Origin of the sequence: Epilithonimonas sp. (assembly GCF_036780765.1) — a bacterium.
Classification (GTDB): domain Bacteria; phylum Bacteroidota; class Bacteroidia; order Flavobacteriales; family Weeksellaceae; genus Epilithonimonas.
Map to the genome: position 1 here is coordinate 231,463 of NZ_DAIQCG010000002.1, position 23,237 is coordinate 254,699.

General features: G+C 34.2%; 18 protein-coding genes and 1 tRNA gene. 8 read left to right on the top strand and 11 right to left on the bottom strand.

The window, feature by feature from the left end; all coding sequences use genetic code 11:
- Nucleotides 1-62: 62 nt before the first annotated feature.
- A complete protein-coding gene (locus V7P73_RS04525; RefSeq protein ID WP_333851756.1) occupies nucleotides 63-6,068 on the bottom strand; it encodes an alpha-2-macroglobulin family protein in 6,006 nt (2,001 codons plus the stop codon).
- A gap of 151 nt (nucleotides 6,069-6,219) precedes the next feature.
- Here V7P73_RS04525 and V7P73_RS04530 point away from each other — a divergent pair, with 151 nt between their 5' ends.
- From V7P73_RS04530 to recF, 5 genes are read left to right on the top strand one after another with little or no spacing between them, the layout of a single operon-like run.
- Complete coding sequence (locus V7P73_RS04530) at nucleotides 6,220-6,990, top strand: hypothetical protein (protein ID WP_333851757.1); 771 nt, start codon at nucleotides 6,220-6,222, stop codon at nucleotides 6,988-6,990.
- Nucleotides 6,991-6,999: 9 nt separating this feature from the next.
- Nucleotides 7,000-8,799, top strand: coding sequence for a hypothetical protein (locus tag V7P73_RS04535; protein WP_333851758.1), 1,800 nt, complete (start codon nucleotides 7,000-7,002; stop codon nucleotides 8,797-8,799).
- A gap of 43 nt (nucleotides 8,800-8,842) precedes the next feature.
- Nucleotides 8,843-9,085, top strand: a complete 243-nt coding sequence (locus V7P73_RS04540; RefSeq protein ID WP_333851759.1) for a hypothetical protein — start codon at nucleotides 8,843-8,845, stop codon at nucleotides 9,083-9,085.
- Nucleotides 9,073-9,381, top strand: coding sequence for a type II toxin-antitoxin system RelE/ParE family toxin (locus tag V7P73_RS04545; protein WP_333851760.1), 309 nt, complete (start codon nucleotides 9,073-9,075; stop codon nucleotides 9,379-9,381). The genes V7P73_RS04540 and V7P73_RS04545 overlap by 13 nt, the downstream gene beginning before the upstream one ends.
- Nucleotides 9,378-10,457, top strand: coding sequence for a DNA replication/repair protein RecF (gene recF / locus V7P73_RS04550; RefSeq protein ID WP_333851761.1), 1,080 nt, complete (start codon nucleotides 9,378-9,380; stop codon nucleotides 10,455-10,457). Before V7P73_RS04545 ends, recF begins: the two co-directional genes overlap by 4 nt.
- Before the next feature lie 185 nt (nucleotides 10,458-10,642).
- On the opposite strand, the gene V7P73_RS04555 is transcribed toward recF, so the two are convergent.
- On the bottom strand, nucleotides 10,643-11,122 hold the full coding sequence (locus tag V7P73_RS04555; protein WP_333851762.1) for a cytidine deaminase: 480 nt from the start codon (nucleotides 11,120-11,122) through the stop codon (nucleotides 10,643-10,645).
- 78 nt (nucleotides 11,123-11,200) lie between these two features.
- Here V7P73_RS04555 and V7P73_RS04560 point away from each other — a divergent pair, with 78 nt between their 5' ends.
- Nucleotides 11,201-11,728 (top strand): hypothetical protein, encoded by a 528-nt coding sequence (locus V7P73_RS04560; protein ID WP_333851763.1) that lies wholly within the window; start codon nucleotides 11,201-11,203, stop codon nucleotides 11,726-11,728.
- On the opposite strand, the gene arfB is transcribed toward V7P73_RS04560, so the two are convergent.
- Nucleotides 11,718-12,110: an alternative ribosome rescue aminoacyl-tRNA hydrolase ArfB gene (gene arfB, locus V7P73_RS04565; RefSeq protein ID WP_333851764.1), complete on the bottom strand. Its 393-nt coding sequence runs from the start codon at nucleotides 12,108-12,110 to the stop codon at nucleotides 11,718-11,720. The genes V7P73_RS04560 and arfB overlap by 11 nt on opposite strands.
- Nucleotide 12,111: 1 nt before the next feature.
- Nucleotides 12,112-13,140 carry a long-chain fatty acid--CoA ligase gene (locus V7P73_RS04570; protein WP_333851765.1) on the bottom strand — a complete coding sequence of 343 codons (1,029 nt, stop codon included), beginning with the start codon at nucleotides 13,138-13,140 and terminating at the stop codon, nucleotides 12,112-12,114.
- A 100-nt stretch (nucleotides 13,141-13,240) separates the two neighbouring features.
- On the opposite strand from V7P73_RS04570, the gene V7P73_RS04575 reads away from it, so the two are divergent.
- A tRNA-Gln gene (locus tag V7P73_RS04575) sits at nucleotides 13,241-13,311 on the top strand.
- A gap of 198 nt (nucleotides 13,312-13,509) precedes the next feature.
- On the opposite strand, the gene argS is transcribed toward V7P73_RS04575, so the two are convergent.
- The 7 genes from argS to V7P73_RS04610 all read right to left on the bottom strand — a co-directional run bounded on the left by argS (nucleotide 13,510) and on the right by V7P73_RS04610 (nucleotide 21,499).
- On the bottom strand, nucleotides 13,510-15,273 hold the full coding sequence (gene argS, locus V7P73_RS04580) for an arginine--tRNA ligase (RefSeq protein ID WP_333851766.1): 1,764 nt from the start codon (nucleotides 15,271-15,273) through the stop codon (nucleotides 13,510-13,512).
- 166 nt (nucleotides 15,274-15,439) lie between these two features.
- A complete protein-coding gene (locus V7P73_RS04585; protein ID WP_333851767.1) occupies nucleotides 15,440-16,798 on the bottom strand; it encodes an MATE family efflux transporter in 1,359 nt (452 codons plus the stop codon).
- Between the two features lie 117 nt (nucleotides 16,799-16,915).
- Nucleotides 16,916-18,100 carry a sigma-54-dependent transcriptional regulator gene (locus V7P73_RS04590; RefSeq protein ID WP_333851768.1) on the bottom strand — a complete coding sequence of 395 codons (1,185 nt, stop codon included), beginning with the start codon at nucleotides 18,098-18,100 and terminating at the stop codon, nucleotides 16,916-16,918.
- Between the two features lie 297 nt (nucleotides 18,101-18,397).
- On the bottom strand, nucleotides 18,398-19,564 hold the full coding sequence (locus V7P73_RS04595) for a M28 family peptidase (protein WP_333851769.1): 1,167 nt from the start codon (nucleotides 19,562-19,564) through the stop codon (nucleotides 18,398-18,400).
- A gap of 87 nt (nucleotides 19,565-19,651) precedes the next feature.
- Nucleotides 19,652-19,990: a hypothetical protein gene (locus V7P73_RS04600; RefSeq protein WP_333851770.1), complete on the bottom strand. Its 339-nt coding sequence runs from the start codon at nucleotides 19,988-19,990 to the stop codon at nucleotides 19,652-19,654.
- Nucleotides 19,991-20,205: 215 nt separating this feature from the next.
- Nucleotides 20,206-21,060 (bottom strand): nucleoside phosphorylase, encoded by an 855-nt coding sequence (locus tag V7P73_RS04605; RefSeq protein ID WP_333851771.1) that lies wholly within the window; start codon nucleotides 21,058-21,060, stop codon nucleotides 20,206-20,208.
- A 106-nt stretch (nucleotides 21,061-21,166) separates the two neighbouring features.
- The gene (locus V7P73_RS04610; protein ID WP_333851772.1) at nucleotides 21,167-21,499 is read right to left on the bottom strand and encodes a translation initiation factor; all 333 of its coding nucleotides are present in this window, start codon (nucleotides 21,497-21,499) and stop codon (nucleotides 21,167-21,169) included.
- 120 nt (nucleotides 21,500-21,619) lie between these two features.
- Between V7P73_RS04610 and gpmI the strand changes: the two genes are divergently transcribed.
- Nucleotides 21,620-23,146, top strand: a complete 1,527-nt coding sequence (gpmI, locus tag V7P73_RS04615) for a 2,3-bisphosphoglycerate-independent phosphoglycerate mutase (RefSeq protein WP_333851773.1) — start codon at nucleotides 21,620-21,622, stop codon at nucleotides 23,144-23,146.
- The last annotated feature ends 91 nt before the right edge of the window (nucleotides 23,147-23,237 follow it).

The window sequence follows — 23,237 nt, forward strand, 5'->3', positions numbered from 1 at the left end:
CTATTTAAAATAAGAAAGGCTTCAATTATTTGAAGCCTTTCTTATTTAATTACATTTCTATCTTATTCAGAAATCTCGATTTTCATTCCCTGCGTATGCGCATTCATCTGCGGTGCATAGTAGTTTTGTAGCGTAGTAATGCCGTTTGAGAATTTTCCACTTGCATTAGCAACATAATCATATTCGAAAATATATTTTCCTTTCGGCATATATTCGATATAGAAATTGGTGGAGGCATCTTTTGTGGATTGATAATATCCTAGATTATTCTTCCATTGATAACCAGAAATCACATCCAAAGGTTCAAAACCAGCCGCTCTCATATCTTTCAGGTGAATGAATTCCATACTTCTGTCTGTATTCAGAATCATTCTCACGGTGATTTTATCTCCAACTTTGATAGGCGAATTTTCATTGATTTTCATTAATTGTTCACCATTTTCAGTTTTAACTTTCTTATACAATTCCTTAGAAATCGAGATATAACTTTCCGAAGATTTTATTTTATCAAGGTCTTCATAATATTGCCAGAACAAACCACCTTGAACAATTCCTGCACTTTCTTTTTTGATGGTAACAGTTGAAAGTTTTTTGTCTAAATTATCAGAAGTTACAGTTTGTTTAACATAACCAGTCGCTTGCGTTTGCGGATTTAGTTGTTTTCCACCCCAAGTGATTTCGGCTTTATCGGATTGGCTCATTTCAATCGCCGAACCTTTGGTTTCTGCAGAAGTCCAAGATTTCCCTGAATTCAAAATGGTAAAAATAACTTCTGCTGTTCCTCTGGAATTTCCCCAAGAATTAACTTCTTTTTGAGTAATCAGCCAGATTTTCATTTCTTCGATGAAGTTTTCATCAGTCGGCGTCAGTTTTTGGAATGCTTCAATCGCTCCTGCGTGATTAACGGTTTTGGAAGAATACCAGCCCCAGTCGTTGAGATTTTGTTTCCAATAAACACCTTGAGTTTCTGATTGTGTTGAAGTTTCTTTCAAGTAAGTCATCAGTTTTTTCGAAACCTCTTTCAATCCATAATTGTTGAATAATAAAGCCGAACGATGCAATCCAAAGAAAGTAAAATCGGTGATTTTTGCTGTTTTTGCTTTGGAAATAACCGAGGATTTCAAACTTGCTCCTTTTGCTTTCAAAGCATATTCTTTTTCCCAATAATGTCTTGTATCAAGATAATCGATTACGAAATTGCTCCAGACATTGTCTTTATCCGTTTTCCAATATTTATTCACTTCATTATCTACATAAGAAACCAGTTTTTTGACCATTTCTTTCTGTTCAGAACTTTGATAATCAGAAAGATTTCCTTTCAGCCATTCATTGATTCTTCCTAGATTTTTCAAAATATAAAGTGAAGTATAATATGAACTTGGGTAACCTTGATACCAACTAAACCCACCATCAGGATTTTGTAATTTTACCAATTCTGACCAATCATTTTTGATGGAATTTCGCATCGTATTCGCATCGAATAATCTTGCTAATTTTTGCATTTGTTCTGTCTCATTTTTACTTTCCAGAACCCAAGGCGTTTCATCTAATAACAATTGTTTCAATTCCTGATTTTTTTCAAGATTCGAAGTCAAAAGACCTTTGGATTGATATTCATCAAAAACGGTTTTCATTTTCGGATTCGCTTTGAAAATCTCCGAAGCCAAAACATCTGCAAACCATTTGTTGAAAACAACATCTGCAGAATTATTAGTGTCATCTTTCAGGCTTGGAAGCGCAAACATAATTTCCCAAATCGGATTGGTTGTCAGTTCCAAAGTATTGGAAAAATTCGTCAAGGTTTTAGAATCCGAGTTTTTCAAATTCTCCAAAGTGAAAGTTTTAGTTTGTCCTTCTTTCACAAAAATCGGAAGCGCATCTGTCACCAACATTCTGTTTGGAAGAACTGCAATTGCTTTTTGTTCGCCATCAGAGAAATTACCTGCTTTAGCAACGATTTTAATGATGATAGAAGAAATATTATTAGGAACTTTCAGTTTCCAAGTTGCAGATGTGTTTCCATTTTCAGCTAATGAAAAAGATTGTTCTTTGTTATATCCTGAAACTGCTGTCAATTGATTGATTCCGAATTTTTCTGAAATATCTTCATTCGTAAAAGCATCGAGAATTTGTAAAACCGCAGAACCGTTTAATCGTTGATTTGTTAAATTACTAAGTTTAGTTTGAAGATTAAGTTCGTCGCCTTCTCGTAAGAATCTTGGATAATTAGGTGTGATAGAAAATTCTTTTTGTGTCACTACAGATTTTTCCAAAATTGCACTTCTCGCATCTTTTGTATGAGCCAAAAACATCACTTTCCATTGTGTCAAAGCTTCCGGAGATGTGAACTCGAATGATATATTTCCGTCTTTGTCTGTGAGAAGATTTGGATAGAAAAACGCTGTTTCATTGAGGTTTTGACGAACCGGGATTTTGTCTAAATCTTTTTCTTTTACTCTTGTTGTAACAACTTCTTCAATGTCTTTTGTCTTTGCTGAGTCGGAAATTTGAATTCCTGCAGCATTTCCTTGAAGTTCCGTAGGAGAGTAGTCTACTTTTGGAGCTTTCTTAGGCTCGGGTAAAATATTTTCGGCATAAACCATATTCATTTTTTTTGCTCTTTTTGAACCGTATCCAAGCAATACTATTTCGTTATCAAACCAATTAAACTGTGGAGAATTAATATTATAATTCTTCAAAAACTCAAATCTCTTATTATAATATTGCTGTTCCAAACCATTTTTCAATTCATAAGAACTTTGGTAGAAAGGGGAATAGAATTTCTGCCAACTCCAAGAATTCACAGCAAATTGGTCAAGCGATTTATCGTACATATTCGCCAAAACTTCAGCTGTCATTCTGAGCGAAGTCGAAGAATCTTTATCAGCACCGGAGATTTTTATCGTCCATTTTTCGTTTTGTCCAGGCTGTAATTTGTCTCGGAAAGTAACAGTTTCAATTTTCAAATCATCTTTACTGTCCGCGATTTTCAAATCAACCGATTCTGTTTTTACATCATTAAAAGACACCAATTGGAATTGCAAATTCACTCTCGAGATGCTTTCATCTTTCGGAATCACAGTTTCATATTCCAAAATTCCGTTTTTGAAAGATTTGGTTTCCGTTACGGTTTCACCTTTTCCATTTTGAATAAAAATATTGACCAAAGCATCAGGAATCGCAGAATAAACAAACACTTTTGCTTTTTCTCCTCGCTTCAAATCTTGTGTTGGTTTAATCACTTCCAAGAATGGATTTTGATTTTGCCCCAACGATTTTTTATCCCAAACTTTGAAGAATTGCTCCGTTTTTATCGTGTCTTTTCCTTCGATATTGTAAAGCAATATTTTATAAGTTCCAGCTTCCAGTTTACCAAGATTCAGTTTTTCGTTTGTCATTCCGAGGGACGAGGAATCTTTAGATTCTTCACTACGCTTCGCTTCGTTCTGAATGACAGGGTTCTTCACTTCATTTAGAATAACAGAAGAAACTTTCCAATTCTTCACATCATCATTTTTATGAAATCTGTCGTGAGGAAATTTCTGTACAAATTCATCTTTTGATAATTGTGGTAAATCTTGAATTACAGAAGCAAAATTCTCTCTGAAAATCTGTCTTGGTTCTTCCAGTTTTTCCAATTTTACGTTGTAAGATTTTGGTAAAACTTGGTCGTTGTAATTTTTAGTGTCAACTGTCAACTTCACAGCTTCATCAGAAAATATATTTCCGATTTCATTTGCTGTGATGTAATGAGAAACCGAAGCTACTTTCACGTTGGTATTTGCAGATTGAGTTTCACCATTAATATCTGTCACATAAGCATTGATGGCGTAATTATCAATCTGAATGCCTTCCAGAGTTTCGTCTTTTTTCAAATCAATTTTGATGGTGAATTCTCCTTTCTCATTGGTTTTTACATCGCCAAGAATTGAATTTTCATTATCATTTCCACGAGGGTACCACCAAAAATATCTCCAACGGATATTCTGTTTTTTGATTTCATAATTTACAGTCGAATTGCTCAAAGGTACACCTGAAAACATCGCGGCTTTTCCTTTAAGTTCAATAGTTTGACCGTATTTATATTCGTTTTTTATTGGTTCGAAAGTCACTTCAAATTTCGGACGTTTGTATTCCTCAACCTGAAAATCTGTATATCCATTAATATCAAAGTCAGAATTGTCATCATCATTATTAACCTCAATATTGAAACTTCCATTCAGTTTATTTTTAGGAAGCGTAAAACTTCCGTTAACAGAACCAAATTCATTGGTTGTCAGTTTCAAAGTCTGTAACTCTTCGCCGTTGGCGTCATTCAAAGTAATATTCAACGGAACTTTTTCCAATGTTTTTACTTTCTGTGTTTCGCCATTAATTCCTGTTGCAATAACTTTGAAATAAACAATTTGTCCAGGTCTGTAGATTTTTCTGTCGAGGAAAATTTGTGCGGATTCTTGATTTTCAGATTTATTTCGGTTATTGTAATCATTATAACCATAAACATTTATCATCGAATAATTGCTTCCGTTTTTCACAAGAAAATTTCTGTAATATTCTTTGTTCTCAGAATTTGGAATTTGGAAATTTCCAGAACCATCGGTTTTTACAGAATGTTTTACGATTGGTTTTCCTCTTACGTATTCAACAATCTCAAGATTTTCATTGCCAAAAGCTTTTTCGTTTTCGTTGTTTACGAGTTTTAGAATATTAGCTTTTGGATTAGAATCATCTTTTTTAGAATAAATGATTTTGGAATCAGAAACGATAAAATGAAAATTCCTTTGAACCATATTTTCCACGACATATTCAGCCAAATAAATTCCTGCTGTAAGTGCTTTCAGCTCCAAAGAAGTTTTATGAGTTTTGAAATCAAAAGATTCTGGCAAACTAAATTGGTCTTTTCTTACCAACGATTTTTTCACTTTCGCAAAAGGTGTTTTGTAAGAATCAAAAACGTAATGCAGAAAACCTTGCGTATCATCTTTGACCTCATAAATATTCAAAGAAAATTGCTTTATATTTTTTCCTTCTGCAACAATGTGAATAGGCTTGTTACTTTGTGTTTCGTTTTCGTAAAATAGGTTTAACTGAGGATTTTTAATTTGATTTTCTTTGTTTTTGATGTTATTCATAAACTTAGATTTTGGAAACATTTCTTTTGCATCATTAATCCAAATCAAAGCCAGTTTATAATCCTGTTTTTGCTGAAGAATCTCAATCATATCATCGATAATCAAGACTTTGTAATCGCCTTTTACAGATTCATCTTCAACCAATTTTTCAAGTTGAGCAAATTTATCTTTACAATTAATGAATTCACAATTATAATTGATTTTCTGATGTTTGAAATACAATTGAGAATTTCCAGAGAGTGAACCAATTTCCGAATCAAAAATTGAATTGATTTTTGTCGAATTTACTTTCAATTCGTTCGGGGTGAAAAGATTGTGATTTCTTAAGAACTCGATATAATTATAGTTGTACCAATCGGAAAGTGTTGGAAAATATTCAAGATTATCAGCGTCGTCAAAGATTTCCTTGTATTTCTGCATTTGGATTTTTTTCAAAACAGAATTGTCTTTTTCTAAATCCGCATAATTCTTAGATAAATAATTTTTGAAATCCAACTTGCTCCAAGTTTCGATTTGTGACAAATCTGCATTGTCTATATTGGTTTTTTGATTGATTTTCCAAGAATTATTTTGATAATAATCTTTGATGAATTCCAAAGTCAGAAGATGAAACAATTGTTTTTCATCGCCTTTCAATTTTGTTTCCGTGCTTTGAAGTTTTGCAAAGAATTTAGAATTTTCATCATTTTTCGTGTCATCATAAGTCTGCTTTGTAATACTGAATTCCGCTTTCAAAGATTTGATGATTTGAATCCCGTTGTTGTCTTTCAAAGCTTGATTTTGGATTTCCAGAATAATCGGAAGATTGGATTTGTAAGTTCCTTTTTTATAATTGTCTTCGATTTTTTTCCATTGCTGGTCGTAGTAGTTTTGAGCGGAAAAATTCATAGTAGCAAATATTAATAAGAATACTAATAAGGATTTTAGGATTTTCATATGTAGATTGTATTTTTTAATCAGTGAACCGAATCACTTTATAAAGATGCATTGTTTTATCATAAGGTTGGAAGGAAAAAATATTTTTTTGATTTTAACGCTTTTAACATTACATTTATTTAGAACATTTTTTCCGACATTTGTTAAATTAATGTCGTTTTTAAATTTAGCAAAAAAATATGTTATTGATAGTCAGATTTATGTTTCATTAATGGGAACTTTTCTGGCTGGTTTTTTTATGCTCGAGCAAAATATATTCCGTTGGCCGAGTTTATTGCTGATTTTCATTACCTACTTCAGCGGCTATCTTTACACCAAGTATCAATACGATAAAAAGAAATTCATTAAAATTCTGATTTTCAATTCAATTTGTGGAATTTTAAGTTTTTGTTTGATTGCTTTTAATCATAACGAAATCAGGTTGTTAAAATGGGCTGTGATTGTCGTCATTGGTTTGCTTTACAATTCCTTTTTCTTGGAGAAATTTATCAGGAAAATCCCATTACTAAAGATTTTTTACGTTGGTTTGACTTGGGCTTTAATCAATTCTTGGTTGATTCTGCCGGAATTTAATTTAAAAATATTTTTCATCACTTGGTTATTTATTTCAGCTTTGGTTTTGCCTTTTGATATTCGAGATATGGAAAGTGATGATGTAGTAACTTTCCCGATTCTCATTGGGGTTCAAAAGACTAAATTTTTAGCGTATGCTTTAGTTTTTATCTCAAGTTTGTTGGGTATTTTTTTTCTGGATTTTATTTTTTCGCTGTGTTTTTTCTTGACTACAATTATCACATTTTTATTAATTTATTTTTCAGAAAATAATAATCGGGAAGCTTATTTTAGTTTTTTGGTTGAAAGCTGTAGTGGACTTCCTTTGTTATGTCTTTTGGCTTATAAATTGTTATTGCAGTTTTGTTAAAATCTCATAATGTTCAATAACAAATCTATTCTTCTTATTCTCGTTTTTCTAAACTTCTTTTCCGTTGCTCAAGCGCAGGAAAGAAAAGATTCTATTTATTATAAAATTGAAGAATTTTCGGATAAAAGGAAGTTTACAAAATTCATCCATCGATTCATATTTCGTCGTGAGGCAGATTCAGCTTCTGTAAATTCAAGAACTGAAAAACAAGTTCAAGAAACCTATGACGGCAAGTACATTAGAAATATCAGAATTGAAACAATTGACCCTTTTGGATACAACACCAAAGAGAAAAAAGAAAAAGCCAAATGGTACGATTGGTTTACGAATCATCTTCATTCGAACACAAGAATTTCAACGGTTAATAATTATCTACTGTTCAAAAAAGATGAAGAATATAATGCCCAAAAACTTTATGAATCTGAACGATTGTTAAGAGAAATGCCTTTTGTAAACAGAGTTAATATTGCGGTAGAAAATAGTTCTAATGATTCTATCGATGTCGTTGTTAAGGTTTTGGATTCCTGGAGTTTGAAACCCAGACTCAGTTATTCTGGAAGTAAAATTGGTTTGGGTGTGACGGAAGAAAACTTTCTTGGTCTCGGTCACGAAGCAGATTTTCTTTACAGAAACGATTCCAAGGAAAAACAGGATTATCTTTTGGGAAGTTACACGGCTTATAATCTTTTCGGTTCTTATATCAATGCTCAAGTTTTGGGAGAAAGAGATTTTTGGAAAAACGAACGAATCAATCTAAACGCTAAAAGAGATTTTTTCTCCCCATTGACAAAGTGGGCAGGAGGTTTCACTTTCGAATATTTTATGCGAAATGTCGCACTTCCAATGGAAACCGAAACTGCTTTTCCTGAGGTTCAAATCAAGGTTTACAGTCAGGATTTGTGGGGCGGTTACCAAATTCCGGTTTCGGCAAATCCCGAAGAGAAAGTGTCCAGTAATATTGCTTTGATAGGGCGATTTCAGAATTATCAGTACAAAGATAGTCCTTACATAGACCAGTTTGGATATTTCCGTTCTTACAGTAGTTTTTTGATGTCTGCGGGATTTATTCAAAGAAAATTTGCGGTTGAGAAAAATATTTTCCAATATGATTTACCGGAAGATATTTCTTACGGTAATTCCTTCAGTCTGACTGGCGGATTATTATCAAGAAGCAAAGAAGTAATGCCTTATTTAGGTATTTCTGGAGCTTATGGGGATTTTACAAAAATAGGTTATTTCAGTTTAAAAGCTCAGTTTGGAAGATTCTTTAATGAAGACAGCCAAAATCGGGAGTCTTTCCGATTAGACGGAACTTATTTTACAAATCTTATGGATTGGAAATTTGCTAAAGTCAGACATTTCTTTTCGCCGACTTTAGCGCTAGGAAATCCTCAACATAATTATTCTTACAGAGACAGAATCAATCTTTCTGCTGCAGAAGATTTTCCTGTTTACAATGCAGATTATATCGGGACAAAAAAATTAGTTTTGAGATATCAGCTCCAGCTTTTTGTTAATAAAACCTGGAAGAATTTCCATTTCAGTCCATACTTAACAACTGCTGTTGGCTGGCTTGGAATGCCTGATGATAATTTGTTAAAAACAAAAGCGAATACAAAAATCGGAATTGGTGTTTTGATTAATAATCCATATTTGGTTTTCAACAGGATTCAGATTTCCTTTACTTATTATCCAAGAGTTCCTTTCAATAATAATTCTGTTTTTGATTTTAACAGCAATCGAAATAATCTTTTGCCAATGAACAGTTTTGCGACGGATATTCCACATTTTGTAAACTTCGGAAATTGATTTTGTAATTAAGAAGTTTTATCTTTACATAAATTTTTGAGTGATGGAAAATATTGAAGTATTAAGAAGCAAATTGGTAGAAAGAATATTTTCTACTAATAATGTCAGTTTTCTACAAGCTATTGAAAATCTTTTTTTGTCTGTTCAACCTGAAGGGGAATCAGATAAGTATATTTTGTCCGAAACCCAAAAAGAAATGATTCTTATTGCTGAAGAAGATATAAAATATGGAAGAACAATTTCTGATGATGAGCTAAGAAAATTGGACGAAGAATGGATGAAGTAAAAGTGATTTGGACTACACTTGCAAGAAGAGAGAGGGACGCCATTTTTGATTACTGGAATATGAGGAATAAAAGTAATCATTATTCTAAAAAATTAAATCTTATTATTTATCAAAAAATTGATTTATTAAAATCTAATCCATTTATTGGCATTGAAACCGATTTTAAACCGTACAGAATTTTGCATTTTGAGAATTACGGATTGGTTTATAGGTCAGAACAAGAATTACTTTATATCATTTCTGTTTGGGATAATCGTCAAAATCCTAGTAAATTGAAAAAACTTTTAGGATTATGATTATCAACACACTTTCACTCATCAATTTCAAAAGCCACTCGGAAAAAGCTTTCCAATTTTCTCCTCAAATCAACTGTTTTGTTGGGAATAATGGCGTAGGGAAGACCAATGTTCTGGATGCACTTCATTATCTTTCTGTTGGAAAAAGTTTTTTGGGAAATTCCGACCTCAATAATATTAAATCAAATGAAGATTTCTTTGTCATAGAATCCGAAATCCAGAATGAGGAAAAGGAAGATCTGATTAAGATTCTGATGCATAGAGAATCCAAAAAAGTCATTAAGAAAAATGATAAAAGCTACGACAGACTGGCTGATCATATTGGTTATCTCCCAAGTGTGATGATTTCGCCTTACGATTCTAATTTAATTTCTGATTCTGGAGAAAGCCGAAGAAAATTTCTGGATGCAATGATTTCTCAGACCGATTCCTCTTATCTTTTTGATTTGATTCAGTATCAGAAAACCGTTCAGCAGAGAAATGCTTTATTAAAATATTTTGCAAAGAACAGAACGTTTGATAAAGATTCTCTGGAGATTTATGATGACCCGATTTCAAACTTCGGAACAAGGATTTTCGAGAAAAGAAAAGAGTTTGTAGAAAAACTAAATCCAATTGTTCAGCATTTCTACGAAATCATTTCTGGTGGAAAAGAAATCGTGAATGTCATTTATGAATCTCATCTTTTTGATAATAATTTCAAAGAACTTTTATCGAGTTCAATTGACAAAGACAGAGCTTTGACCTACACCTCAAAAGGAACACACAAAGATGATTTGTTATTTGAAATGAATGGAAATTCTATCAAAAAAATAGGTTCTCAAGGTCAGCAGAAATCTTTTTTAATCTCATTAAAGTTGGCTCAAATCAACCGAATCAAAGAACTCACAGGAAAGTCTCCAATTCTTCTTCTGGACGATATTTTTGATAAGTTAGATGACACTAGAGTTTCTCAATTGATAGAATTGGTGAATAAAGAAAGTTTCGGGCAGATCTTTATAACGGATACGCATAAAGAGCGGACAGAAAACCTAGTCCGACGAATCAACGAGGAAAGTAAGATTTTTGAGATTTAAAAAAAAACATCGAAGAAAAGATAAATCTTCAACCTAGCCCTGATGGGAACGGCATCCTTTTTTGTTATTGCGATTGTTGAAATGTTCTACGGATTGCTTCACGTCTTTCGCAATGACAAAAAAGATATAGTGGACAGCAGGTTGGGATGTTCTACCGAAGCTACCAACTTGTTGCTCCTAAAAAATTATAAAAAACTACCGTCAAATGAGAATGGCAACAAGTCTCGGATAGATTTTGTTTTGATGATTTCTCCGTTTGGTGCGGCAAAATAGATTTCGATTTGTTCTTTTTGCTTAGCTTCATATTCCAAAATAGATTGTCTGCATCCGCCGCAAGGTGGAATTGGAACGGAACTCAAGGCGTCTTCTGGTCCTCCAATCACGAATAGTTTTTTGATTTTTACATCTGGATAATTTGCCGAAGTCCAAAAAATCGTCGTTCTCTCAGCACACAAACCGGAAGGATATGCGGCATTTTCCTGGTTACTTCCTGTGATTATTTCGCCGTTTTCCAAAAGAAGCGCGCAACCAACAAAAAAATGGGAGTAGGGCGCGTAAGCTTGTTCCCGGATGGTTTTAGCTTTATCAAAAAGTGTTTTTTCTATATCGTTGAGTTCATCGTAACTCGGGATAACTTCAAAGTTGATTTTTATCTCTTTTTCCATTTTTTAAAATGAGGGAGGTAAAAATACATTTTTTGTGGAAATAAATTAACATTAATTGAAAAAAAACATCTAAGAGATATGTTACGACCATTTTTAGCACTTATTTTTCTGTTTATCATTGGATTGACAAATGCTCAAGACAAGATTTTTTGGAATGAAAACCGAAAGTTGGTTTGGGAAGATTTCCAGTCCAAAACGCAACCGAATACTTCCAAAGCTGCCGCGACAACCTTTTGCGGAATTTCTTATTTGTTGAAAAGTCCGACCAAAAAATTTACATCCAAAGAAGTTAAGATTCAATCTTTTTTCGTGCCTTCAAAATCTTGGGCGCATAATGAGCACAAAACGGATTTGGTTCTGATGCACGAGCAAAGTCATTTTGATATTGCTGAATTGTTTGCAAGACGATTCAGAAAATTAATCAGCGATAAAACAATGGATGCAAAGACGCTCCAAAAGTTTTATGTCATAGTTTATGATGATTACAAAGATTATCAGCAGGATTATGAAACGGTAACCAATCACGGGAGAATTCGTGAGAAACAGTTGGAATACACAGAGAAAATCAATCTGGAAATAGAGAAATTGTCAAACTTTAAAACCTGAATTTTCGGTTTTCTTTTTTCTCGGACAATTTCTTTTTGTTATCGATGCGTTTCTGGATTTGACCTTTCGAAGGTTTTGTAGAAATACGTTTTTTGTGAACAAAAACTGATTTTTCAACCAATTCTAAAAGCTTTTCGGTCACAATCTTTTTATTCTGAAGTTGTGTTCTGCTTTCTGATGAAGTCATTTGTAGCAAACCTTCAGAATTGATTCTGTTTTTGAGTTTTTCAGAAATTCGGAGCTTTTCATCAAAAGAGAAGAATTGACTTTCCATTACGTTCCATATTGCTGTCACAGCTGTTTCTACCTTATTCACATTTTGTCCGCCAGCTCCGGAAGAGCGGGAAGTTTTGTAGCTGATTTCAGTAGAAAAATCTTTCATTTTAGTTAGTAATCATTTTTTTTAATTCAAGACGATTCACTTTTCCGTTCGGCGTTCTTGGGATTTGTTCTACAAAAATAATCTCTTTTGGTTTATGAAACGACTTTTGAAATTTTAAATTATGGATTTTAAATTTTAGATTTTCATTAGATTCTCCTTCGATTACGAGAACTAATTTTTGTCCGAGTTTTTCATCTTGGATTCCTAGAAAAACGGCTTCATTGGGAATTTCTTTCTTAACGAGTTTTTCTAACTCTTCAGGAAAGATCTTCGCGCCTCCAGAATTAATCACATTATCGATTCTTCCCAGAAATCTAAATTGCTTATTATCATTAATTTCAACCAAGTCATTGGTCTGTAAAATCTCTGCATTAAGTTTTGGAGCAAATATTTTCAAACAACCTCTTTCATCGAGAGAAATATCAACGCCATCAAAAACCGTAAACCAATCTTCCTGATTTGGGAAAACCTGTTTCAAAGCGATGTGAGAAAGCGTCTCGCTCATTCCATAAGTTTCAAAAATTTTAGTTTGAGAGTTTGAGAATTTGAGGGTTTGAGAGATTTTTTGCTTTAAAGTTTCCGAAACAGCTGCGCCGCCAATAATTAAGTTTTTAATTAAATGAATTTTGTCCAAAGAATTTTCAACTTGTAAAGGTGTCATCGCACAAAAATCGATTTCTTCATTTATATTTTCTAATGGATTGATAGAAATTGGAGCGATTTTCAGGTTTAATTTTCTCGAAATACTTCTTACGACCATCATTTTTCCCGAGATATATTCAATCGGAAGACAGAGTAGAGCCAAATTTCCTTCTTTCAATCCTAAAAAATCACAAGTCATCTCTGCTGAGTTCAACATTTTGGATTTTTCTACGTCAAAAACTTTCGGAATTCCAGTAGAACCAGAACTCTGAATTTTCACCGTTTTTGACTCCGAAAACCATTCTTTTATGAAGTCTAAAACTTTGGTTTCAAATTCGTTAGATGAGGTTTGGTTGATTGGCGATGCTTTGGAAAGGTCGATTAACATTGGGATGTGTGAAAAATTATTTTATAAAATTATGCAATTTTTTTTGAAGAAAGTTTGGAAGTTAAAAAAAAAGCTGTACATTTGCACCACAATAAACGACAGACCCATGGTGTAACGGTAGCACTTCGGTTTTTGGTACCGCCTGTCGGGGTTCGAATCCCTGTGGGTCTACAAAGTTTAGTTTTAAACGCTCTGAATTTTCAGAGCGTTTTTGTTTTTAAGTGTTGTATTTAACTAAGTTCTTTGATTAAAAAATTCTGTTTTCTAGCTTTGTAAGACTTGGAATATTATATTATAAATTTTCATACCATCCCAAAAATAAAAAACTCCGCTCGAAAGCAGAGTTTTAATTTTATTTAAAAGCGAATTTTACATTCTATTCACGACGTTGATTCCTAGCATAGATAACGATTTCTTAATCGTTTTTCCAGCCAGTTCAGACAACTGAAGGCGGAACTGTTTTGCATTCTCATCATCCTGATTCAGGATTGGATTATTTTGGTAAAATGAATTGTAAGTTTTTACCAATTCATAAACATAATTCGCAACCAGAGCCGGACTTAGAGATTCCGCAGCTTTGCTCACAACATCTTTTGATTCAGATAAAAGCATAATCAAATCTTTCTCGCTTTCATTCGGAAGATAAGTTCCCAAATCTTCTTTTGCAGCATAATCAGCCTTAGCCAAAAGCGACTGAATTCTCGCATAAGTATATTGAATAAAAGGTCCCGTATTTCCATTGAAATCAATACTTTCCGCAGGATTGAAAAGCATTTTTTTCTTCGGGTCAACTTTTAGGATGAAATATTTCAAAGCACCCAATCCAACCGTTTCGTAAGATTTCTCTTTGTCTTCGTCAGAAAGCGTTTCCAATTTCCCTAATTCCTGAGATTTTTCCTTCGCAGTTTTGTACATTTCTTCCACCAAATCATCGGCATCAACCACAGTTCCTTCGCGGGATTTCATTTTTCCTTCCGGCAATTCTACCATTCCGTAAGACAAATGGAAAAGTTGGTCAGCCCATTCGTAGCCCAATTTTTTTAGGATTTTGAAAAGCACTTGGAAGTGATAATCTTGCTCATTTCCAACAGTGTAAATCAACTTTTGGATATCATTATTTTTGAAACGCTCCACAGCAGTTCCCAAATCCTGAGTCATATAAACCGAAGTTCCGTCAGAACGCAGCAATAGTTTTTGGTCAAGACCTTCGTCAGTCAAATCGCACCAAACAGAACCGTCATTTTTTTTGTAAAGAATCCCGTCCTCCAAACCTTTCTGAATCAAATCTTTCCCAAGAATATAAGTATTGCTCTCGTACTGAACTTGGTCGAAATTAACACCCAATCTGGCGTAAGTTTGATTAAATCCTGCATACACCCATTCATTCATCATTTCCCAAAGTTTACGAACTTCTGGGTCGTTTTGTTCCCATTTCAAAAGCATTTCCTGAGCTTCGATGATAGATGGCGCTTGCTTTTTCGCTGTTTCCTCATCTATTCCGCCAGCAACCATTGCTTTGATTTCGGATTTGTATAATTTATCAAATTCTACATAATAGTTTCCAACCAATTTATCGCCTTTCAAACCTGTAGATTCCGGAGTTGCTCCCTTCCCAAATTTTTCCCAAGCCAACATCGATTTGCAGATATGGATTCCACGGTCATTGATGATTTGAGATTTGATGACATTGTAACCATCCGCTTTCAGAATTTCGGCAACAGAAAAACCGAGAAGATTATTTCTGATGTGTCCCAAATGGAGCGGTTTGTTGGTGTTTGGCGAAGAATATTCCACCATTACCGTTTGATTTTTCGGCTTCACATTATCAAAATCCTTACTGATTTCTGATAATTGCTCAGCGAACAATTGGTCTTTGATTTTTAGGTTAAGAAAGCCTTTTACCACATTGAAGTTTTCAACAAAATCAATTTGATTTTTCACTTCTTCGCCCAATTCGTTTCCGATAACATCCGGACTTTTTTTCGCCTGTTTTACCAAAGGGAAAATGACGATTGTGAAATCTCCCTCAAACTCGGTTTTATTTTTCTGGACTTCCAGCGTTACGGCTTCTATACCGTAGAGTTTAGCGATGATTTCGGTTATTTTTGACTGTATATTTTGTTTAATATTCATTTCGAAATTTTGTGATGCAAATTTAAAAATTTAAAATAGGTTTTGAAATAATTTATCAACCACATAGTCACATAGTTTTATAAAATATTTTTAAATAGAATCCTATTTTAACTTTATTAATAAAAATTTTTCTATTTGCCTATGTGGTTTTCACTAATGTTTAGTTTTAATTAGCCAGAGCTTTCCTCTTGCTCAACCTCAAAAATCTAATCACTAAAAGAATCGCTGAAATAGTCAATCCAATTCCCAAAGCAATCCACATCCCGAAAGCGCCCATTTTCATAGTCACACAAAGAAAATAACCAACCGGAATTGTGAAAACCCAATAAGCTAAGAACGTAATCACACTTGGGATTTTCACATCCTGGATTCCTCTCAAAGATCCTAAAGCCGTAACTTGGATTCCGTCTGATAATTGGAAAAGCGCCGCAATAATCATTAGTTTAGAAGCTAAATTAATTACCATAACATCGCTTTCTTTTGTGAAAAAATGAGGTAAAACATTTCTGAAAAGGATAAACATCAATCCACAGAATCCCATATAAATCAAGGTTAATTTGAAATTATTAATCCCGATTTTTCTCAATCCGTCAAAGTCTTTCATTCCCATTTTATTTCCAATCATTACCGTAGAAGCCACACTGAAACCAATACAAAGATTGAAGGTGAATGACGCCATAGACAACGCAATCTGATGCGAAGCAATATCGGTCGAACTTATTAATCCACAGATAAAAGCTGCTGCTGCAAAAGCTGTAACTTCAAAGAACATTTGCATTGCAGTTGGGAATCCCAGTTTTATCATTTTGGAAAACATCTCTTTACTGAATTCTGAAATTTTCAAAGAGAATTCTTTGATGTAACGTCTCGTTTTTGGCTCCTTTACCAAGACAAAATACAGGAACACAACCATGAAAATTCTGGCAATCAAAGTTGCTAATGCAGAGCCCTGAACGCCCATTGCCGGTAATCCGAAAAGTCCTTTGATGAAAACATAATTCAAAGCGATATTAATTACGTTTGCAATGATTGTCGCTTTGGTTACACCGATTGTAAATGCCAAGCCTTCCGAAACTTCTCTCAAGGTCTGGAACATCATAAAAGGTATCATTGTGAATGCCATTATGCTGAGGAAACTTATTGTATTTGGGATGATTTCTTTAGGTTGATCCATATGATAAATCAAAGGTAAAGCAGCTAGCAGAATAATCATCAGCAAAGTTCCGATTCCCAGATTAATCACAAATCCATGTCTGAAAACTGAGTTAATCACATCGTGTTTCTTCTGAGAATTTGCTTCTGAAACCAAAGGTGGAATTGCAAAAGAAAAGCCTAAAGCCAATACGAAAATTGAGAAAAATAAAGCATTACCAAGAGATACAGAAGCCAAAGCCTGAGCGCCAAGAAGTTTTCCAACGATAATGTTATCGAACAGGTTTACAGAAACTTGTCCAACTTGTGTTATCATTACAGGAAGTGCTAACTTCAGTCCTTCCTGCGTATATTGTTTGTTTAAAAAGTTCATTTTATTTCATATAATTTTATTAAAAGAAAAGTTATAATCGCAAACTTTTCATTTTTATTCAAAAAAAACCGCCTCGTTGAAAAAACGAGACGGTTAAATATTTTTATTTATTTAATCTCATTTCTTTACAAAGCTCGCAACGTCATCAGCAGTCACAGGATCTGCACCTAAGATAATTAATCTTTCCACTACGTTTCTAAGTTCTCTAATATTTCCAGTCCAGTCAAATTGCTGCAAAGCTTTGATAGATTTCTCATCAAATTTTTTTGGAGCAGTTCCGTTTTCAGACGCAATCAGGCGAGTGAAATATTCTACCAATAATGGAATGTCTTCTTTTCTGTCGTTTAAAGATGGAACATTGATTTCTATAACAGAAAGTCTGTGATACAAATCTTCCCTGAATTTTCCTTGTGCAATTTCGTTTGTCAAATTCTTGTTCGTTGCCGCAATGACACGCACATCCACTTTGATTTCTTTGTCGCTTCCAACAGGGGAAACTTTACTTTCCTGCAAAGCTCTCAACACTTTTGCCTGAGCAACCAGACTCATATCTCCAATCTCATCCAAGAAAATAGTACCGCCATTAGCTTGTTCAAATTTTCCGGATTTATCTTTTATAGCGCCTGTAAAAGAACCTTTTACGTGACCAAATAATTCGCTTTCAATCAATTCTGATGGGATAGCCGCACAGTTCACTTCAATCATTGGTCCTCTAGAACGTTCGCTTTGTGAATGGATAGCGTGCGCTACCAATTCTTTACCAGCGCCGTTTGGTCCTGTAATCAAAACTCTGGCGTCGGAAAGTGCTACTTTATCAATGATTTCCTGAATCTTTTTAAGAGCAGAAGATTCGCCAATCATCTGATATTTTTTGTTCACTTTTTTCTTAAGCTGAGAATTTTCCTGCTTAAGGTTTGAGTTGTCTTTCTGGAGATTACCTTTGTCAAGTGCGTTTTTTACACTCGTAATCAATCTGTTGATATCAATAGGTTTGGAGATGAAATCGTAAGCACCTTCTTTCAGACAGTTGACGGCAGTATCAATATCTGCGTGACCAGAAATCATCACAAATGTGGTTTCGGGTTTCAACTGAAGGCTTTGTTTTAGAAGTTCTGTTCCAGATATTTTTGGCATTTTGATATCAGAAATGACCAAAGAAAAATCTTCTTTTTCTATAAATTTGAAACCTTCGAAACCGTCTTCCGCGATTTCGAATTGGTAATCTGGTAGTTCGTCTGATAAAATACTGTGTAGAACGCCGGAAATTGCTTTTTCGTCTTCTACTATTAAGATTTTCTGCATAAGGACAAAGATAGTGATTTTAGATTTCGTAAAACGAAATAATTACGATTGATTATTTCAAAATTGAAAAAACTTCATAACAAATTGTTTGCCGAATTTTTTGATGAAGGTCTCAGCTTGTTTGCAATAGCGATAGAAACGGCTATCCTTTTGTTTTTTTAATAGATTTAATAAAAGTCAAAAACAAAAGATAATAGTGGATAGCGCGACCTAAGCTATAGCAAATGAGTAGGCGAGGGGATTGCTAAAATAATATTGAAACTTTAAAAAATTAAGAAATTGAAAATCGAAATTTTCTTATTCTACAATAATTTTCTTGGTAATCTGCTGTTCTCCGATTTTGAATGTTCCTAGATAAACACCATTCTGAAGATTGGAAATATCAATCCTAGTTTGGTTTTCTGTCTTGCTAAGCATTTTTCCTTCAAGAGATGTAATAGTAAAACTAAAATGTTGATTCTTGCTGTTTGGAAGCTCCAATTGAAGATAATCTTTTGCTGGATTTGGATAAAATGTGAAACTCTTCTCCATATCTTTTACTGTTTCGACGCTTAAAGTTTGACCTGCAATCGCAAAATGCTGGACAGCTCCAGTTGTAGCCTTCGCAATATTGTAAATGTAAACTGGGTCGAGATTAGCATAAGTGTCGTTTACAGTGTGTGCATATTGCGTTTCTTTATATTCAAAAAGTCCGGTGATGATTTCTCCATTGGCTTGAAACGGCATATAATCTGAAGAATAAGCATAACTCAAATTGGTTTTCAAAGTTGAATAAAGCGTTACACAGTTCATCAATTGTTGTGTGAAAGTATTGGAAGCTGAATTGTTGGAACTTGGACTGTTAGATTCGTCTCTTTCGCAAGTGATTGTATCGTTTGTTTTTCCTTTTACACCGCCAACTTCATCGATATTAAGAACTAATCGGATGCTCATTTTCGGACTGGTTGCATTCACGACATTGGAAACATAATGTGCAGAACCGAGTAAACCTTGCTCTTCTCCAGAAAAATTAATGAATTTGATAGAATATTCCGTAGAAACATTTTTCAAAAGTCTCGCTACTTCAAGAATCACAGAAACACCGCTTCCATTATCATTAGTTCCTGTTCCGGTAATCGTATCATAATGTCCGCAAATAATGACGTAAATATTTGGGTATTTGGTTCCTGTTTTTGTGACAATCAAATTGGATGTGGTTTTTCCATTGTATGAAAAATCATCTTTTGTAATTTCAGATTCCGAATATCCAAAAGAAAGGTATTTGTTTCTAAGCCAATTGTAAGCATTATTGTTGGCTGTAGAACCAGTGGTTTTTACACCTAAACCTTCGAATTCCTGTAAATAAGTATTGATGTTAGACTGAGAAACAAGATTTGCAACATTTGCATAATCTTGATTGAAAGTTTGAGAATTTGCAAAAAACCCTAAAAATAAAACCGAAAATAGTAAGTTCTTCATCTTCATTGATAATAATTTTGCAAATATAATTAAAAAGGAGAAGACAAATCATGGTCTTCTCCTTTTCGTGAAAAACTATTACTAACTTAAAAACTAATTCGTTGCTTTACGCACTTCTGCTTTTACATCCTCAGCGGCATCTTTGGTCTTTTCCCAAGCATCAGAAGCGGTGTCTTTTGTTGTTTCCCAAGCTTTATCTGCAAAATCTTTGGTGTCTTCCCAAGCATCTGCAGCGCTTGATTTTAGATTTTCGAAGAAACCTTCTCTCGATGGTTCTTCATTTTTTCTTTTCTGCTCATCTATGTATGAGCGAGCTTTGTCCGCATATTCATTCACCTTATTTTTTGCTTTATCGGCAAAGTTTTCTAATGAATTTTCTGTTCTGTCTACTGCGTTTTCTGCATTATTGTATTTTTGGTCCTGCGTATTCATAATATTTTGTTTTAGTGATTAATATTGAAAAATTTGATTTGATACTAACCAATTATTCAATTACAATGCCGTTAAATCTTAATGAACGTTAAAGTAATTATAAATAAATCCAAAACGAAAAAAGCAACCTCCATTTTTGGAAATTGCTCTTAAATTAGATGTGAGAATTAGAAATTTAATCTAACATCTAAATTCTAATCTCTAACGTCTAATTTCTACTTAATAATTCTATCAAGAACCCATTCTATCATCATTTTTTCTGATGCGTGATGGTCGCTTGCAAATTCGCCGCGTCTTCTGTTGGCAATAACACAATTTACAGTAATGGCCTTGTGTCCTAATAATTTTGATAAACCATAGATGGCCGAAGTTTCCATTTCGAAATTGGAAACACCAAGGTCATTCAAAGTTTCTAGGAATTTATCATCAAGCGCTTTTAGTCTTAATTGACGGCCTTGTGGTGCATAGAAGCCTGGAAAAGTCGCGGTGTTTCCTTTGTATTTTGCATCAGCATAATAATCCGCAATATCTTCTGCCCAATCTGAGAAATACAACATAGGCTTGATTCTCTCGTAAGGGAATTTTTCCATGAAATTCTTACTGAATTCATTCTCAAATTGATAATCCTGATAAAAATGCATCAATCCGTCCAGACCAACAACATTCTGCGTTACCAGCATATTATTAACTTCGATGTCAGGATTTACACTTCCGCACGTTCCCATACGAAAAAGTTCTAGCGACTTATGCTCTTTTTTGAATTCTTTTTCTTTCAAATCGATATTGACCAAAGCATCCAATTCGTTCATCACGATATCGATGTTTTCTGTCCCGATTCCTGTTGACATTACTGTAATTCTCTCGCCACGCAAAGTTCCCGTGTGCGTATAAAATTCTCTTTTGTTCTTTTTGATTTCGATAGTATCGAAGAATTTTGAAACTTTCGGCACTCTGTCCGGGTCGCCCACAAGAAGGACTTTGTCTGCAAGGTCTTCCGGAAGAAGATTCAAGTGGTACACACTTCCGTCGTCATTCAGTACCAATTCGGAATCTGCTAATTTGTTTATCATATTATTTATATTATAATTTTGAATTTTAAATTTTAAATTATAAATTTCTGAGTGTTTGATTAAGAGCAAACATTTATCATTTAAAATTTATAATCCATAATATTTTTTATCCTCCTACACGTTTGGTTTTGTAACCAAGGTCTTTTAGGATGTTCATTATTTTGTCGCGGTTGTCGCCTTGGATAATAATGGTTCCATCTTTTTCAGAGCCACCGATACCCAATTTGGTTTTGATTTTTTTCGAAATCTCTTTCAAACCTTCATCATCACCTTCCCAGCCTTCGATTAGGGTAACAGGTTTTCCGTTTCTGCCTTTCTTCTCGAATTTGCAGACCAAAGGTTCTTTCTGTTTGAAATTTTCTTTTGTTTCATCGGGCATTTGGAAATCCTGTTCTTTGTGTTCGGGGAAAAGGTTTTTTAGTTGGTCTCTTAAGTCCATTTTGATTTTTAAAAAAGGTCTTAAAGTTAATCATATTTATTAATCTGCAAAAAATATCTTTAGAAATTATTTTAACGCATTTCCATTTCGTAAATTTGTAATAACAAAACAAAATTAAAAATGTCAAAGAAAGCAATTCTTGCAATATTAGATGGCTGGGGAATCGGTCTTAACGACAGTGTTTCCGCTCTGGCTCAAGCTAAAACTCCTTTTATAGATGCAGCGCTTAAAAACTTCCCAAACACAACTTTGGAAGCGAGTGGTCTGGCAGTTGGTCTGCCGGCTGGACAAATGGGAAATTCTGAAGTAGGACATATGAACCTTGGTGCCGGTAGAGTGGTTTATCAGAATCTTGTAAAACTAAATATGGCGGTGGAAACAGGAAGTCTTGGAAAAGAACCTGTCATCCAAGCTGCTTTCGAATACGCAAAAGCGAACAACAAAAAAGTACATTTCATTGGATTGGTTTCCAATGGTGGTGTGCATTCTCATATCAATCACTTGAAAGGTTTGCTGACAGCGGCTCACGAATTTGGATTCAATGATAATGTCTTCGTTCACGGTTTTACAGACGGTAGAGATTGTGACCCAAAATCTGGAAAAGGTTTCATTGAAGAACTTTTAGCTCATATGAATGCTACAACAGGAAAATTGGCTACTATCATCGGTCGTTATTACGCTATGGATAGAGACAAGCGTTGGGAGCGTGTGAAGTTAGCTTATGATGTGATGGTAAATGGTGTTGGAAAAGAAACTAAAGATTTCGTTCAGTCGATTCAGGATTCTTACAATGCAGATGTTACGGATGAGTTTATCCAACCAATTGTTGCGGTTCAGAATCATTTCCCAATTGCTAAGATTGAAGACCACGATGTTGTGATTTCTTTCAATTTCCGTACAGACAGAGGTCGTGAAATTACAGAAGTGCTTTCTCAGCAGGATTTCCCAGAGTATGGAATGAAAAAGTTGGATTTGTACTATGTGACTTTGACGAATTATGATAAAACATTCCAGAATGTAAAAGTTGTTTTTGATGAGAATGTTCTTGAAAAAACAATGGGTGAAGTTTTGGAATCTGCAGGCAAATCTCAAATCAGAATTGCTGAAACAGAGAAATATCCGCACGTTACGTTCTTTTTCTCTGGAGGTAGGGAAGCGGAATTCGTACAAGAAAGACGTTTGCTTTGCCCAAGTCCGAAAGACGTTGCAACTTACGATTTGAAACCTGAAATGTCAGCTTATGATATCACCAATGCAATCGTTCCTGAGTTGCAAAAAGAATCTGCCGACTTTGTAGTTCTTAACTTTGCAAATACAGATATGGTTGGTCACACCGGCGTTTTCTCTGCAGCGGTAAAAGCGGCTGAAGTTGTAGATTCTTGTATTCAGAAAGTTGCTGAAACGGCTTATGAGCACGGTTATGCAGTTTTCATCTTGGCAGACCACGGAAACTCTGATGTGATGATTAATCCAGACGGAAGTCCAAACACGCAGCACTCTACGAATTTGGTTCCATTCATTGTGATGGATAAAGATCACACTTGGAATTTGACGCCAGGGAAATTGGGCGATGTTGCTCCAACAATCCTGAAAGTTATGGGCGTAGATATTCCTGAAGAAATGACAGGGAACGTTATCGCTAACTAAAAGCTTAAAACAAATAAAATAGGAAAGTCGGTTTTTTACCGGCTTTTTTTATGTGAAAAATGTTAACTTTTGCTACAATAAATTTCAAAAA